Here is a 15,169-nt window from a genome sequence, read left to right on the forward strand (position 1 = left end):
AAATGAAAAAATTTTTATTAATTTTTAGTCTAATTATTTTCGCTTATTCTGAAGAATTAAGTATTAATGATGAGATTTCAAGCTTTTCTTTAGCTAATCAGTTTAATCAGAAAAAAACAATTGATTCAAACATAAATATTTTAATTGTTTCATTTGAAAAAAATACAGGAAAAGAAGTAAATGAATTTTTAGAGGAAAAGAACCCAAATTTCCTTGAAAATCACAATGCTGTTTTTATAGCAAATATATCAGGAATGCCTATGTTTATTACAAAAATGTTTGCATTGCCTAAAATGAGAAAATATAAACATGAAATTCTTCTAATTTATGATGAAAGAGAGAATAGATTTAAAGCTAAAGAGGGAATGTCAACTCTTTATAGACTTGAAAATGGTGTAATAAAAAGTATTGAATTTATTAGAAAAAATGATTTAGAAAAAGTTTTTTTATGAAACTTCCAAAACTTGAAATAAAAAATTTAAAAGTAAAAAGTAAAAATTTATATGGCTTACAAATTCTTCATTTAAGTGATTTACATTTAAATAAAAAAACAAAAGTAGAAGATATTGAAAAACTTGTTGCTTTTTGTAATAGTTTAGAGTATGATTTTTTAGCTCTTACAGGGGATATTATTGATTGCAAAGTAGACAAAATAATACCTCAACTTGAAACTTTAAACCTTTTAAAAAAAGTATTTTATATAAGTGGTAACCATGACTTATTTTATGGTATAAAACCACTAAAAATGATTTTAAATAACTTTATTTTTTTAGATAATAAAACAACTTTTATAAAATATAAAAATAAAGATATAGCCTTAGCTGGTTTAAGTGATAGGTTTTCAAAGTTTTTTAGAGAAAAAAGAGAAGAAAAAAAAGTCTTTGACTTTTTAAGCAATAATGAAAATTCAATTTTACTAGCACATCAACCAAAAGATTTTTATTTAGCAGTAAACTCAAATACAAAACTTTTTTTATGTGGTCATACTCATGGAGGACAAATCTTTCCCTTTCACTACTTTGTAAGACTTTTTCAACCTTTTTTAGCAGGAGTTTTTTATAAAAAGAAAACTTGTATTTATGTAAACAAAGGATTAGGAACTTGGGGCATTGATTTTAGATATAAAGCAAACAGTGAAATAACTCTTTTAAAACTAATAAATAATTAGTATTCATTTTATATTCATATTTTTATACTATAATTTATTTATGAAAATTTTAATTATAGAAGATGATGAAAAAATTATAAACTTTTTAAAAAAAGGACTTGAAGAAGAGTCTTATACTATTGATTTCTCATTAAATGGAGATGAGGGTATTTATTTAGCTAGTGTAAATTGTTATGATTTGATACTTCTTGATATCATGCTTCCTATTAAAAATGGCATCGAAGTATGTAAAATACTTAGAAATAATTCTATAAATACTCCAATTATAATGCTTACGGCTAAAGACTCTATTGAAGATAAGATAAAAGGCTTAGATATTGGAGCAAATGATTATTTAGCTAAACCTTTTTCATTTAGTGAACTACTTGCTAGAATAAGAGTACAATTAAGACCTACTAATCAAAGCCAAACAATTTTAAAACTTGCTGACTTACAATTAGACCTTTTGACTAAAGTAGCTAAAAGAGCAGAAGATATTATAAACCTTACTGCTAAAGAGTTTGCACTTTTAGAGTTTTTAATAAAAAATCAAAACAAAGTTCTATCAGAAAGTGTAATTAGTTCATCTTTAAGTAATATGGATGATATGAATATAAGTAATGTAGTAAATGTATATATTTATAGACTAAGAAATAAAATAGATAAGCCTTATGAAAAAAAGCTTATCAAAACAATTAGAGGCTTAGGATTTAAAATAAGTGATGATTAATATATCAATAAAAAGAAAACTATTATTATATAACATCATAATACAGATACTTATTCTTTTTCTTTTCTCATTCTCTTTATACAAAACTTTAGAAATATCAGCAAAAGATAAACTAGAGTCTACATTAAAAGTAATTCTACTTGATGTTGTTGATGATATTATTGAGCATAAAGAACAGATGAATAGTAGAGATTTTGATGAAGAAAAAGAGTATAAGTTTAAACCTCTTTATATAAGATTATTAAAAATACAAGAGCAATATAAAATAATCAAAAGCACAACATTTACAGATGAAATAAAAATAGATATTGATACTTTAAAAAAACTAAAATTAAATCAAATAAATTTTGAATACCAAAAAAATTACATTATTAGTAAAATAAAAATTCAAATAGATAATAAAGATTATATAGTTGAGGTTGCTACAGATTTTTCTGCTATTAATTCTACTTTAGAAAATTTGATCTATATTTTGATTTTTATTGTTCCTATTATATTAATTTTATCTATCACTGGTGGATACTTTTTAATTTATAAATCTTTTTTACCTATAGAAAAACTTCTTTTAAATTTAAAAAGTATAAATGCAAGTGATTTATCAAAAAGATTAGAATCAAAAAATATAAATGATGAAATAAACTTACTATCTCAAGAGATAAATAATCTTTTACAAAGACTTGAAGTATCTTTTAATAAAATTTCTCAATTTAGCTCTGATGCATCACATGAGTTAAAAACTCCCCTTACAATAATAAGAGGAGAAATTGAAATTGCATTAAGAAAAGATAGGACATCAAATGAATATAAAAAAACTTTATCAAACTGCTTAGATGAAATTCTTACTATCCAGCAAACAATTGATGATTTACTATTTTTAGCTAAGAAAGAGCACGAAGTCCTAGAACAAACAGAAGAGATAATTTATTTAGATGAGGTAGTACTTGAAGCATATACTCAAATGCAAACTTTTGCAAAATTAAAAAACATCAATCTTATATGTGATATTGAAGAGCCTTTACAAATAAATGGTCACCATGAATTACTAAAAATTGCTATTAAAAATATTTTAAAAAATGCAATTATTTTTAGCTATAAAAATAACACAGTAACAATATCAAACTATAAAAAAGAAGATGCCTTTATAATTTGCATAAAAGATGAAGGAATTGGCATTTCAATACAAGATCAAGAAAAGATTTTTGATAAATTTTATAGAACAGATAAAAGTAGAAATAAAGATTCTGGAGGGACTGGTCTTGGAATGTCCATCGTAGAAAAAATTGTTAAAATTCACAAAGGAAAAATAAAAATTCAAAGTGAAGAAAATATTGGTACAAAAGTATATTTTTTATTTAAAGGAACTAAACTATGAATATTAAAAAAATAGTAAAAATTAGTTTTATAATAATAGTTTTTTTAGTTTTGTCAATTTTTTTAGTAAATAGCATAGTTCTTAAAAAATTAAAAGAGAATGAACTTTCAAGAAAAAATATTTCTAAACTTGTATTAATGCAAGAAAATATGAATCTTTTAGTAAAAGATATTATTACATCTAAAAACCTAAAAGAATTAAAAATAATAAAAAAAGAGTTTACTCTAAATGAAAAAAAGTTTGAAAAAATTAAGAAAAAACTTTTAATAGATGATAAAGACGATACTTTAGATTATTTAATTCAAGATATTCATAAACATCCAAATATACTTAAACACTTATTATTGCTTTCAAAATCTGAAAAAAAAATTGAAGAGAAGTTTGATACAATTTTTAATTTACAAAAAAGAAAAATTGAACTTAAAAACTTATTTAAAAAAGAGTATCCAAAAGAGAGTAAAATTAGAAAAAGTATTGAAATTGATATTTTAAAAACAAAAAATTTAAAACTAATTACAAAGTTTTCTGACATAAAATATTATAGTAAAGAATTACTTTTTCAACACAAAAATAAAAAATATTTAGAAATTATAATTGAAAGATTAAACTCTTTAAAAAATGAATACAATAATCCAAAACTATTAAATTATATAAATATTATTAATACTCTTGCAAATTATATATTAGAATTAGAAAATGTAAAAGAAAAAGAGAAACTAATAGATTCAAAAATTGAAAAAATTGTTACTAAAAATAAACTATTAAATTCAAAAATAGAAGATGAAATTGAAATTTTATCTTCTGATTTCATTCAAACTACATATACATTTGTTATTGTATTATTAATATTAACTATTATTTTTATAATTTTTTTAGCATACAAAGTTAATAAAAATGTTGCACTTAGTTTTGATGAAATAAAATTAAAAGTACAAGAAGGATTAAAAACCATAAAACACTTAAATAAAGAGATAGAAGATACTCAAAAAGAAGTTGTTTTTACTATGGGTGCTATTGGAGAAAGTAGAAGTAAAGAAACAGGGAATCATGTAAAAAGAGTTGCTGAGTATTCAAAAATATTAGCACTTCATTATGGTCTTTCTTATAAAGAAGCAGAACTATTAAAACAAGCAAGTCCAATGCATGATATAGGAAAAGTTGCAATTGCTGATTCTATTTTGAATAAACCAGGTAGATTTGATGAAAAAGAAAAAGAAATCATGAATACTCACGCAAAAATAGGTTATGAAATGCTTAAACATTCTAATAGACCTTTATTAAAAACTGCTGCAATTATTGCTTTACAACACCATGAAAAATGGGATGGAACAGGTTATCCAAATAATTTAAAAGAAGACAAAATACATATCTATGGAAGAATTACCGCTTTAGCAGATGTATTTGATGCTCTTGGTAGTGATAGATGTTATAAAAAAGCTTGGGAAAATGAAAAGATTTTTAAACTTTTTAAAGAAGAAAGAGGAAAACACTTTGATCCAAAATTAGTAGATATTTTCTTTGACCACTTAGATGAATTTTTAAAAATCAAAGAAACATTTAAAGACTCTTTTAAATAGTTAATTATTTTTTCTTATAGATATTATTTTTCTAATATTATTTTTTCTTATTATATGGAGTTTTCTTAATTAAAAATTAAAAAAAAATTACTTTTTTTTAATTAATATTAAAGTTATTTGAGTTATTATTTCGTTCAGATTTGTGGTACAAATTGACATCTTGAACAAACTATCAAGTTCTGTCTTATCTTACATTTTAAAATAGTAAAAATACTTATTTCTTCTTTTCATTACTATTTTTAAAATTATTATTTTTTAACTCTTAGGAGTATATATGAACTTTTGGCAAAATTTCAAAAGAGATTTTTTAGTTAAGTTTTGGGCACCTATTCCTGCTGTTATTGCACTTGGAATTTTATCGGCTTATTACTTTGGTATTACTGGAACTTATTGGGCTGTAACTGGTGAATTTACTAGATGGGGTGGACATATTCTTGAAGCCTTTGGTGTGGATTTATCTACTTGGGGATATTACAAAATCATGAATATGGATGGTAATATTTTTACAAGAATTGATGGTGTTATGATTATTGGTATGTTTGCAGGTTGTATTGCTGCTGCATTTTGGGGAAATAATGTAAAACTTAGAATGCCTGTAAGTAGTACTAGAGTTTATCAAGCTTTAATAGGTGGTATTATTGCAGGTTTTGGAGCAAGACTTGGTATGGGTTGTAACCTTGCAAGTTTCTTTACTGGTATTCCACAATTTTCATTTCATGCTTGGATGTTTACTCTTGCTATGATTTTAGGGGTATATTTAGGTGCTAAATTTTCACTACTTCCATTTTTCCAATCAAAAATTAAACTAAAAAAAGTATCGTGCTCAAAAGAGTTACATACTGATAAAAAAAGAGTAAATAATCTTTTTAAATTAGGAAGCATAGTATTTATTGCAGTTCTTTTATGGGCAGTTTATCTAATTTTTGTTCAAGGTAGTACAAAACTTGGAATGGCAATGTTATTTGGTAGTGCTTTTGGTTTAGCAATTGCAAAAGCTCAAATATGTTTTACATCTGCATTTAGAGATATTTTTACAACAGGTAGAAGCCAAATGGCAAAAGCAATTGTTATTGGTATGGTAGTTGCAACAATTGGTGTATTTTCATATATTACAATGGGACAACCTGCAAAAATCATGTGGGCAGGACCAAATGCAATTATTGGCGGTGTTTTATTTGGATTTGGTATTGTTTTAGCTGGTGGTTGCGAATGTGGTTGGATGTATAGAGCTGTTGAAGGACAAGTTCATTTTTGGGTAGTTGGAATTGGAAATGTTATAGGTTCAACACTACTAGCTTTTGTTTGGGATGATTTATCATTACAATTAGCTACAAGCTGGCCAAAAATTAATTTACTTGAATCATTTGGTAATTATGGTGGATTATTCTTAAATTATGGCCTATTAGTTCTTCTTTTTATACTTATTTTAGTATTAGAAAAAAGATATTTAAAGAAATCAATAAATAGATAAATAAGGAATTAAAATGAAAAAAGATGAAATTGTTCCAGATTATAGACTTGATATGCAAGGGGAACCTTGCCCATATCCAGCAGTAAATGCACTTGAAACAATGAAAGATTTAAAAAAAGGTGAAATATTAGAGGTAATTAGTGATTGTCCACAAAGTATCAATAATATTCCAGCAGATGCAAAAAATCATGGATATGAAGTTTTAGAAGTAGATAGTAGTGGTCCAACTATTAAATACGTAATTAGAAAATAGTCTTTTTAGAGGTATAATACCTCTAAAGGATTAAAATGAACTATCAAACTATTCTTGAAGAAATTTATGAACAAATACAACCAGAACTTACAAAAGGAAAAGTTGCTAGTTATATTCCAGCACTTAAACAAGTAGATGCAGATGATTTTGCCATGAGTATTCATTTACTAGATGGTAGATCTTATAATATTGGCTCATATAATAAAAAATTTTCCATTCAAAGTATTTCAAAAGTTTTTACTTTTAGTATGGCTTTAGAACTTTACTCAACTAAACTTTATAAAAGAGTATGGCATGAACCATCAGGTAACCCTTTTAACTCACTTATTCAATTAGAGTATGAAAAAGGTATACCAAGAAACCCATTTATTAATGCAGGTGCAATAGTTACAACAGATACTTTACTTTCATACTATAAAACAAAAGAAAAAGCCTTTAAAGCAATTAATAACTTTATAAACACTCTTTGCAAAGAAAATATCACATATGATGAAAAAATATTTGATTCTGAGTTAAAACATGGATATAGAAATCAAGCTTTAGCAAGTTTAATGAAAAGTTTTAACAATATAAAAAATCCAATAGAAAATACTTTAGATACTTATTTTAAACAGTGTTCTTTGATGATGAACTGCGAACAATTAGCAAAATCAATGTTATATTTAGCAAATCATGGAGAAGATCCAATAACAAAAGAGATTTATATAAACTCATCAAGAGCAAAAAGAGTTAACTCTTTAATGTTAACTTGTGGTCACTATGATGCATCAGGAGATTTTGCTTTTCATGTGGGACTTCCTGGTAAAAGTGGCGTTGGAGGTGGAATAGTAGCAGTGGTTCCTAAAAAAATGTCAATTTGTGTTTACTCACCAAGATTAAATGCAAAAGGAAATTCACACGCTGGAACAAAAGCTTTAGAACTATTTACATCAAAAACTAAACTATCAATCTTTTAAATGTAAAGAAATTGTCAAGAAACTCTACATAAAAAATTTAAACTATTCCTTTATACTTTCAAAATAATACGAAATACAAAGGAATTAAGATGAAAAATTTACTTCTAATATTTATCTTTGCTACTTTCTCTTTTAGTAGTGAACTAAATACTTATTTAAGCAATTTAAAAAAAGAAGCAACAAAAGAAAATCCAAACTTTAAAGAGTTTAATATTAAAAGAGGTGAAGGAATCTTTACTTCTAAACATATTGGGAAAAAAGGGAAAAAGATTGCATGTACTTCATGCCATGGTATAGATTTAACAAAAAAAAGTGAAAACTATTTTACAGCAAAAGAGATAGAACCTTTATCAAAAAAAGTAAACCCTACAAGATTAACTGATGTAAAAAAAGTGAAAAAATGGCTAAGAAGAAATTTCAAAGATGTATATAATAGAGTTGGTACAGCACAAGAAAAAGGTGATGTACTAGTTTATATTTTAAATAAGTAAGGATAAAAATGAAAACTTTAATTTTATTAATTTTTATAAACTTATCTTTATTTAGTAATAATATAAAAAAAGATGTTCCACTAGTATCAAATGACTTATATATAAATGAGTGTGGAGCTTGTCATTTTGCATATTTTCCTGGACTTTTACCTCAAAATTCTTGGGAAAAATTAATGTCTGATTTAGAAAATCATTTTGGAGATGATGCAACAATTGATAAAAAAACATTTCAAACTCTATCAAAGTTTTTAAAGGAAAATAGTGCTGAAAAAAATATGAATTATAAAAGAAGTAGAAAGATAGTACAAAGTATTCCAAAAAATAAAATTTATATTGCTATTTCAAAAACACCATATATTCATAAAAAACATAAAGAAATTAAAAAACATCTAATTACTCAAAAAGAAGTAAAAGGTTTATTTAATTGTACTGCTTGTCATCAAGGTGCAAAAAAAGCTATTTTTAATGATGATGACGTAGATATTCCAAACTATGGAAAATGGGAGGATTAAAATGAATAAATCATATATTTGGTCACTTCCTACAAGAGCCTTTCACTGGCTTTTTGTAGTAGGAATTTTAATAGCTTTTTTAACAGATGATGACCATTTGTTAAACTATCATGCAATAGTTGGTTATGCTGTATTAATTCTTTTAGTTTTTAGAATTTTATGGGGATTTTTTGGACCTAAATATTCAAAATTTAAAGACTTTCCAACAAAAAAGATAAAAGAATACTCTTCAAATATCTTAAAAAAAGAGTCAAAATATATAGGTCATAATCCAGCAGCCTCATATGTAATGATTACTATGCTAGTTTGTACTTTACTTATCATTTTAACAGGAGTATTAACATATGGGATACAAGAAGGAAAAGGTATCTTAAGTTTTTTAAATGAGACTTTTTTTAAAAATATGAAAAGTATGGATGACTTACATGAGTTTTTTGCAAACTTCTTTATATTTTTAATTGTTCTACATCTAGTTGGTATTATACTTGATAAATTTTTACATAAAGAAGTAGAAACTTTAAAATCAATTTTTACTGGCTATAAAAATAGTAAAGAAAATAAAAGTATAAAACTAAATATTTTTCAAAAACTTTTTGCAGCTCTTATGTTTATATTATTAATTTCATTTTTAATATTTAATCTAATAAATCCAAAAAATATTTTAGTAGCTTCAATTAACAAGCCAATTAATTATAAAGTACAAAATGAGCTTTTTGTCGAAGAGTGTGCTTCATGTCATACTCTTTATCCCTCCCTTTCTTTTACCTAAAGACTCATGGAATAATTTAATGAATAATTTAGAAAATCATTTTGGAGATGATGCAACTGTTGATAAAAAAACGCATAATATAATTTTAAAGTTTTTAGAACAAAATAGTGCTGAAACTTCTACAAAAGAAGCTAGTGTAATGATTTTGGATTCTTTAAAAAATAAAGATATAATAGCTATTACAGATACTATTTATTGGAAAGAAAAACATAGAAATATAGGAAAAGCAATTTTTTTAAATAGTTTAGTTAAATCCAAAGCAAATTGTAATGCTTGTCATAAAAATATAGAAAAAGGACTAATTGAAGATGAAGATATTAAGAGTATTCATAATTTTAGTAATATTAAATAGTCTTACTTTATTTGCAAAAGATAGTAACCACATTTATAAAAATCTTGATTTTTTAAATCTTAATAAGTCACAACAACATAAATTAAAAAAAATTTTAATTTCTCATAAAAAAAGGTATGAAAAGTTTTATTATTATAGACAACATGAAGAAAAAAAGCTTCAAGAGTTAATAAAAAAAGATTATTTTGATGAAGATAAATATGAAGATATTGCAGAAGAGATAGAAGAAGAAGCAGTAGAGCTTGAAGTTAAAACATTAAAAAAAATACATAAAATATTGACAAAAGAACAAAGAAAAAAATTTTCACATTATCTACAGGAGTGGAAAGTTGAATAAAAAAATTTTATTAATTGAAGATGATATTCAAATGCAGAGTTTAATAGTAGAATACTTAAAAGATTATAATTTTGATTGTACTGCTATTTCTCATCCTAAAAAAGCTTTAAAATTATTAGAATCTAAAAAATTCAATCTAATCATACTAGATTTAATGTTGCCCGAGATGGATGGGTTTGACTTATTTAAACAAATCCAAAAAATTTCTAATATTCCTATAATTATCTCTTCTGCAAGAGCAGATATAGGAAATAAAATACATGGTTTTGAGCTTGGTGCTAATGACTATTTAGCAAAGCCTTATGAACCAAGAGAGCTTGTTTTAAGAATTGAAAACATTTTAAAAAAAAGTTTAAATGAAAAACATTTCATTTCTGATTTTATTATTGATAAAATCAATAAAGAGGTTTTCTTAGAAGAGTATCCTATTGATTTAACAAAAATAGAGTATGAAATATTTCTTTTTTTATGTGAGAATATAAATAAAGTTTCTTCAAGAGAACAAATAGTTAATGCAACTTCTTTAAATATTAATACTAAAAATAGAACTATTGATATGCATATTTCAAATATTAGACAAAAAATTGGTGATGATTCAAAATTCCCTATATATATAAAATCTATATGGGGTATTGGATATAAGTTTGTAGGTTAATATGTCTATTTTAAAAAAAATCTCTATATTATTTCTTATAAGTTTAACACTTATGATAATTATTGGTATTTGGACTGATAATATAAACTCAAAAAGAATAGATAAATTAATAAAAGAAAAATATGTAAAAGTTGCAAATAATATATTAGAAAATTATGATAACAAGGCAAAAATTGATAAAATTTTAAAAAATCATAATCTTAAAAAAATAAAAGAAAAACCCAAAAACACTCAAACTCTTTATTTCAAAGAGTTTACTTTTGGTCATATTTTAATTGCAAAAAAAAGTTTTGAAGATGAATTTATAGTAGAAATAAACTATTTAGATGAAAAATATTTATTAAAGACTCAAGATGAAGATAATTTAAAAGATAAAATGATTTTAAATGGATTGGTTTTTTTAGATATATTTGTATTAGTATTGATTTTTTTATATCTAATCAAGTTATTAATGCCTTTAAAAAATATAAGTTTAGAAATAAGTAAATTTGCAAATGGAGATTTAACTAGAAGATTAAATGTAAAATCAAAAGATGAAATTGGTCAATTAAGTATTGCATTTAATAAAATGGCCTCAACTCTTGAAGAACTTATTAAAACAAGACAAGAACTTTTAAAAGATATTGGGCATGAGTTAAGAACTCCTATAGCAAAAGGAAAGTTTGCAATCGAAAAAATTGAAGATTTTTCTAAAAAGGAGCTTTTAAAAACAATTTTTAATGATTTAGAACTACTTACAAATGAATTAATAGAGTTAGAAAAGCTAAACTCTAAAGAGTTAGAACATTCAACTTTTGATATTGAAACTTTGATTATACAAGCTTTGAATAAACTTTATATAGAGAATGAAAATCTAATTTCTATTGATATTCAAGAAAACTTTTTAATAGAAGGTGATTTATATTACTTATCAATGGCTCTTAAAAATTTAATTGATAATGCTTTAAAATATGCTATTTCTTATCCAATAGAAATAAAAGTTATAAATAAAGAAATCCATATAATTAATAATGCAAAACAATTAACTAAAAATCTAGAATATTATTTTAAGCCCTTTACTCAAGAACTATCACAAAGGGATGGTTTTGGATTAGGTCTTAGTATTGTTCAAAAAATTTTAAAAAAACATAATTTTAAAATATCATATAAATATAAAAACGAAAAAGTTAACTTTATAATATCCTTATCTAGTTAAGTACAATTTATGTATAATTTTTATTAAACATAAATAAGGATTAAAATGAGTGCACTGCAATTAGCTGATTTTATAGGTATTATATCTTTTGCTCTTAGTGGTTTTTTAATTGCAGTTCATTATAAACTTGATATTTTAGGTGTTTTAATTTCTTCTTTTTTAACAGCTTTGGGAGGTGGGATGATAAGAGATGTAATCTCAAATGAAACTCCATTTATTTTTACTAATACCACTCCTATTATTTTAGTAGTAAGTACTATTTTTCTCTCTTTTATATTTAAACTTCACAATATTAATAACATAGAAGGAAAGACTGCATTTATAGTCTCAGATGCAATTGGACTAGCCTCTTTTGCAATTACTGGATCTTTAATAGCAATTGAAAATAATTTTAACTTTTTAGGTGTTTTAATACTTGCTTTTTTAACAGCAGTTGGAGGAGGAACAACAAGAGATATTTTAATAAATAAAGTTCCTTTTATACTTGTATCTGAGTTTTATGCAACAGTTGCGATTATTGTTGGCTTGATAATTTATACATTAAATTTATTTAATCTAATGAATCTTTTTACTCTTATTATAGTTTTTATTTTTGGTGTTAGTTTAAGATTATTAGCTTATTACAAAAAATGGCAATTACCAAGACTATAATCTATTTTGTATATTGTTTTAGTTGACTTTCTCTATGCTCTATTACATCCTTTAAATTAATAATAATTTTTGCTTGTTCACTTACTTGCTCATTCAATTTTATAAACTCATCTTTTCTTAAATTTACTTCATTTTCTAAAGTTTCATTTTTTTGTTTTAAATCATCATTTGTAATTTTAAATTTTTTCATTTTAGTTACTGCTTCTAAAACTTTTTTATAACTTTCTACTTTTATATTTTCCATTTGTGTATTTAAACTTTTTATTTCATCTTCATAATAAAGTAATTGTGAATGTTGCTTTGCACTTTTTTGTTTTTCATTACTTAATACTTCATTTTTTAAAATCAAGCCATCTTCTAAATTTTTAACTTTTTTTTCAAGCTCTCTTATCTCTGTTAGATATTGACTCTCTTTTTTTCTTGATTCTTTTATATTAGTTAATATATTTTTTTTAAACTTTCTTTTTTCATTTTCTTCATCTGTTATTAAAAATCTAATTCCTATATACTCAATAATCTCTTTTTTTGAATTGAACCTTGGTATAATTGTAGAGTTTACATAATATGATTCTCCATCTTTTGCTTTATTTTTAACTTTACCTTGCCAAATTTTTCCACTTTGAATATCACTCCATAAGCCTTTAAAAATCTCACTTGGCATATCTGGATGTCTTACTATATTATGTGCTTTTCCAAGTAGTTCATCTTCTTCATATCCAGATGTTTTACAAAATTTATCATTTACAAAAGTAATAATTCCTTTTGGGTTTGTTCTTGATATAATAGCAACTTTATCAATAACATCAATATACTGTTGCATTTCAATTTGTTGAAATTCTACAAGCTTTGAATTTTCTTTTTCTTTTGCTATTGATTGTACTTTTAATATCATATTTTCAACATCATAAGGTTTTAAAATATAAGCAGAAGTATTAAGTTTGATAGCTTCAAGTAAAAATTTTGATTCTGAATAAGCAGTTGCAAAAATCAATGGAACATCAATTTTTAGTTTTCTAATCTCTTTTAACATACCAATTCCTGAAAGATTTGGCATATTTATATCACTAATAATTACATCTATTTCATCTTTATTATTTAAATAAAGTTCTAATCCCTCTTTTCCATCACTTGCAATATAAACTTTTTTAAAAAAAGTTTTAAAGATTTTGCCTAATTCTTCTTGCGTTGAAAAATGATCCTCTACATATAAAATACAAAGAGTTTTCAAAAAAGATATATCTATCATTGTAATTTCCTAATTTTATGATATTTCATATAAGTTTATCTTAATTATTAAAAATTATATTACTCTTTTGTTTTATATTTTATTAACTTTGAAATTAGTATTTTAGGTAATTGTGTCAAATTCTATAATATTATTTTTTTCAATCCTTCAATAATAGTTCTTTTTTCAAGAGCTTTAATTCTATCTTCAAGTGACTCAATAGTTTCATTTTCATTAAGCTTTAAAGAGTTTTGTAAAATAAATTCTCCTTCATCATAATCTTTGCTTACATAGTGTAAAGTGACACCTGAAATTTTTTCATTTGCTTTTAAAACTGCTTCATGAACATTTCTTCCATACATCCCTTTTCCTCCAAACTTTGGTAAAAGTGATGGATGTGTATTTATTATCTTATTTTCAAACTCTTTTAATAGTTTTGATTCAATCTTTTTCATATATCCAGATAAAAATATATAATCACATTTATACTTTTTAAGTAAATTTGTAATTTCTTCATCAGTGTCATCATATTTTTTTGAATTTATTATATAATTTGGAATATTTTTACTACTTGCTTTTTTTAAAACATTTGCATCACTATTATTTGAAATAATTACAACAACTTGTGCATTTAAAATTTTATCTTCACATGCTTTTTGAATATAATCAAAACCACTACCATTATGAGATGAAAGAATTCCTATTTTTTTCATAGCCTACCTTAAATAAATTTGAGATTATAATAAAAAAACTTTAAGATGTAAACCATTAAAATTATTTTATTCTTTGTGAGTGAGTAATTGCTATTGCAATTGCATCAGTAATATCTAATGGCTTTATCTCTTTTTTTATACCTAATAACCTTTTTACCATAAATGCAACTTGCTCTTTTGCAGCTTTACCATTTCCTGTTACTGCTTGTTTTACTTGCAAAGGAGTATATTCTGCAAAATTTCCAAATTCTAAAAGAACTTTTAATGAAATTGCTCCTCTAAATTGTGCTAATTTTATAACTGTTTTTGGATTAAAAGCATAAAACATATCTTCAATCGCAACTTCATTAATATCAAACTTTTTAAAAATCATATCAAGTCCTTCTGTCATTTCGACAATTTGTTCTTGTAAAATCTTTGTTTTTATTTTTATTAAACCAGCTTCTAAAAGCTTGATATTTCTTCCATTTTTTTCAATTATTGCATATCCACAGTTTCTTGTACCTGGATCTATTCCTAATATTTTCACTACTTATTCACCTTTTATTCATCACATAAAAATTATCTATTCATCTTTTCACTTATGGTTAAATCACTTTATTCACATGTTTAAAGTGTGGTATAATCGTCAATCTTTTATAAATATTCACTTAAATTATCATTCTTTTCACACAAAATTTAAAATTTATTCACTGTGTTGATAATTTTTTCATAAATATTTAGCTATAATATTTACCAATTATGAAAAAAGAGTATATATTAT

General features: G+C 24.0%; 19 protein-coding genes. 16 read left to right on the top strand and 3 right to left on the bottom strand.

Going from position 1 to position 15,169, the window contains the following annotated elements:
• Positions 1-2 precede the first annotated feature (2 nt).
• The 16 genes from AMRN_RS14010 (at position 3) to AMRN_RS14085 (ending at position 12,468) form a co-directional block, all read left to right on the top strand.
• Positions 3-452: a hypothetical protein gene (locus AMRN_RS14010; RefSeq protein WP_099309906.1), complete on the top strand. Its 450-nt coding sequence runs from the start codon at positions 3-5 to the stop codon at positions 450-452.
• Complete coding sequence (locus AMRN_RS14015; protein WP_099309905.1) at positions 449-1,168, top strand: metallophosphoesterase; 720 nt, start codon at positions 449-451, stop codon at positions 1,166-1,168. Before AMRN_RS14010 ends, AMRN_RS14015 begins: the two co-directional genes overlap by 4 nt.
• 40 nt (positions 1,169-1,208) lie before the next feature.
• Positions 1,209-1,877 (top strand): response regulator transcription factor, encoded by a 669-nt coding sequence (locus tag AMRN_RS14020; RefSeq protein WP_099309904.1) that lies wholly within the window; start codon positions 1,209-1,211, stop codon positions 1,875-1,877.
• Positions 1,870-3,249: a sensor histidine kinase gene (locus AMRN_RS14025; protein ID WP_228150777.1), complete on the top strand. Its 1,380-nt coding sequence runs from the start codon at positions 1,870-1,872 to the stop codon at positions 3,247-3,249. Before AMRN_RS14020 ends, AMRN_RS14025 begins: the two co-directional genes overlap by 8 nt.
• On the top strand, positions 3,246-4,826 hold the full coding sequence (locus AMRN_RS14030) for an HD-GYP domain-containing protein (protein WP_118897481.1): 1,581 nt from the start codon (positions 3,246-3,248) through the stop codon (positions 4,824-4,826). The genes AMRN_RS14025 and AMRN_RS14030 overlap by 4 nt, the downstream gene beginning before the upstream one ends.
• Positions 4,827-5,100: 274 nt before the next feature.
• Positions 5,101-6,297, top strand: a complete 1,197-nt coding sequence (yedE, locus tag AMRN_RS14035; protein ID WP_079578178.1) for a selenium metabolism membrane protein YedE/FdhT — start codon at positions 5,101-5,103, stop codon at positions 6,295-6,297.
• A gap of 13 nt (positions 6,298-6,310) precedes the next feature.
• Positions 6,311-6,550, top strand: a complete 240-nt coding sequence (gene yedF, locus AMRN_RS14040; RefSeq protein ID WP_079578177.1) for a sulfurtransferase-like selenium metabolism protein YedF — start codon at positions 6,311-6,313, stop codon at positions 6,548-6,550.
• Positions 6,551-6,585: 35 nt separating this feature from the next.
• Positions 6,586-7,506, top strand: coding sequence for a glutaminase (locus AMRN_RS14045; protein ID WP_099310675.1), 921 nt, complete (start codon positions 6,586-6,588; stop codon positions 7,504-7,506).
• Between the two features lie 89 nt (positions 7,507-7,595).
• Entirely contained in the window at positions 7,596-7,997 is a 402-nt protein-coding gene (locus AMRN_RS14050; protein WP_079578175.1) for a DUF1924 domain-containing protein, read from the top strand.
• Positions 7,998-8,005: 8 nt separating this feature from the next.
• Positions 8,006-8,509, top strand: a complete 504-nt coding sequence (locus AMRN_RS14055; RefSeq protein WP_079578174.1) for a cytochrome C — start codon at positions 8,006-8,008, stop codon at positions 8,507-8,509.
• 1 nt (position 8,510) lies between these two features.
• Complete coding sequence (locus AMRN_RS14060; RefSeq protein ID WP_079578173.1) at positions 8,511-9,278, top strand: cytochrome b/b6 domain-containing protein; 768 nt, start codon at positions 8,511-8,513, stop codon at positions 9,276-9,278.
• A gap of 19 nt (positions 9,279-9,297) precedes the next feature.
• On the top strand, positions 9,298-9,630 hold the full coding sequence (locus AMRN_RS14065) for a diheme cytochrome c (protein ID WP_237673288.1): 333 nt from the start codon (positions 9,298-9,300) through the stop codon (positions 9,628-9,630).
• The gene (locus AMRN_RS14070) at positions 9,587-9,967 is read left to right on the top strand and encodes a Spy/CpxP family protein refolding chaperone (RefSeq protein WP_099310673.1); all 381 of its coding nucleotides are present in this window, start codon (positions 9,587-9,589) and stop codon (positions 9,965-9,967) included. The genes AMRN_RS14065 and AMRN_RS14070 overlap by 44 nt, the downstream gene beginning before the upstream one ends.
• Complete coding sequence (locus AMRN_RS14075) at positions 9,960-10,622, top strand: response regulator transcription factor (protein ID WP_079578170.1); 663 nt, start codon at positions 9,960-9,962, stop codon at positions 10,620-10,622. Before AMRN_RS14070 ends, AMRN_RS14075 begins: the two co-directional genes overlap by 8 nt.
• A 1-nt stretch (position 10,623) precedes the next feature.
• Positions 10,624-11,817 carry an ArsS family sensor histidine kinase gene (locus AMRN_RS14080; RefSeq protein WP_099310672.1) on the top strand — a complete coding sequence of 398 codons (1,194 nt, stop codon included), beginning with the start codon at positions 10,624-10,626 and terminating at the stop codon, positions 11,815-11,817.
• 45 nt (positions 11,818-11,862) lie between these two features.
• Positions 11,863-12,468, top strand: a complete 606-nt coding sequence (locus tag AMRN_RS14085) for a trimeric intracellular cation channel family protein (protein ID WP_099310671.1) — start codon at positions 11,863-11,865, stop codon at positions 12,466-12,468.
• A gap of 1 nt (position 12,469) precedes the next feature.
• Here AMRN_RS14085 and AMRN_RS14090 read toward each other — a convergent pair whose 3' ends face one another.
• The 3 genes from AMRN_RS14090 to ruvC all read right to left on the bottom strand — a co-directional run bounded on the left by AMRN_RS14090 (position 12,470) and on the right by ruvC (position 14,935).
• On the bottom strand, positions 12,470-13,714 hold the full coding sequence (locus AMRN_RS14090; protein ID WP_099310670.1) for a response regulator: 1,245 nt from the start codon (positions 13,712-13,714) through the stop codon (positions 12,470-12,472).
• A 122-nt stretch (positions 13,715-13,836) separates the two neighbouring features.
• A complete protein-coding gene (purN, locus tag AMRN_RS14095; protein ID WP_099310669.1) occupies positions 13,837-14,406 on the bottom strand; it encodes a phosphoribosylglycinamide formyltransferase in 570 nt (189 codons plus the stop codon).
• A 61-nt stretch (positions 14,407-14,467) separates the two neighbouring features.
• The gene (gene ruvC / locus AMRN_RS14100) at positions 14,468-14,935 is read right to left on the bottom strand and encodes a crossover junction endodeoxyribonuclease RuvC (protein ID WP_079578165.1); all 468 of its coding nucleotides are present in this window, start codon (positions 14,933-14,935) and stop codon (positions 14,468-14,470) included.
• Positions 14,936-15,169 lie beyond the last annotated feature (234 nt).

Origin of the sequence: Malaciobacter marinus (assembly GCF_003544855.1) — a bacterium.
Lineage (GTDB): Bacteria > Campylobacterota > Campylobacteria > Campylobacterales > Arcobacteraceae > Malaciobacter > Malaciobacter marinus.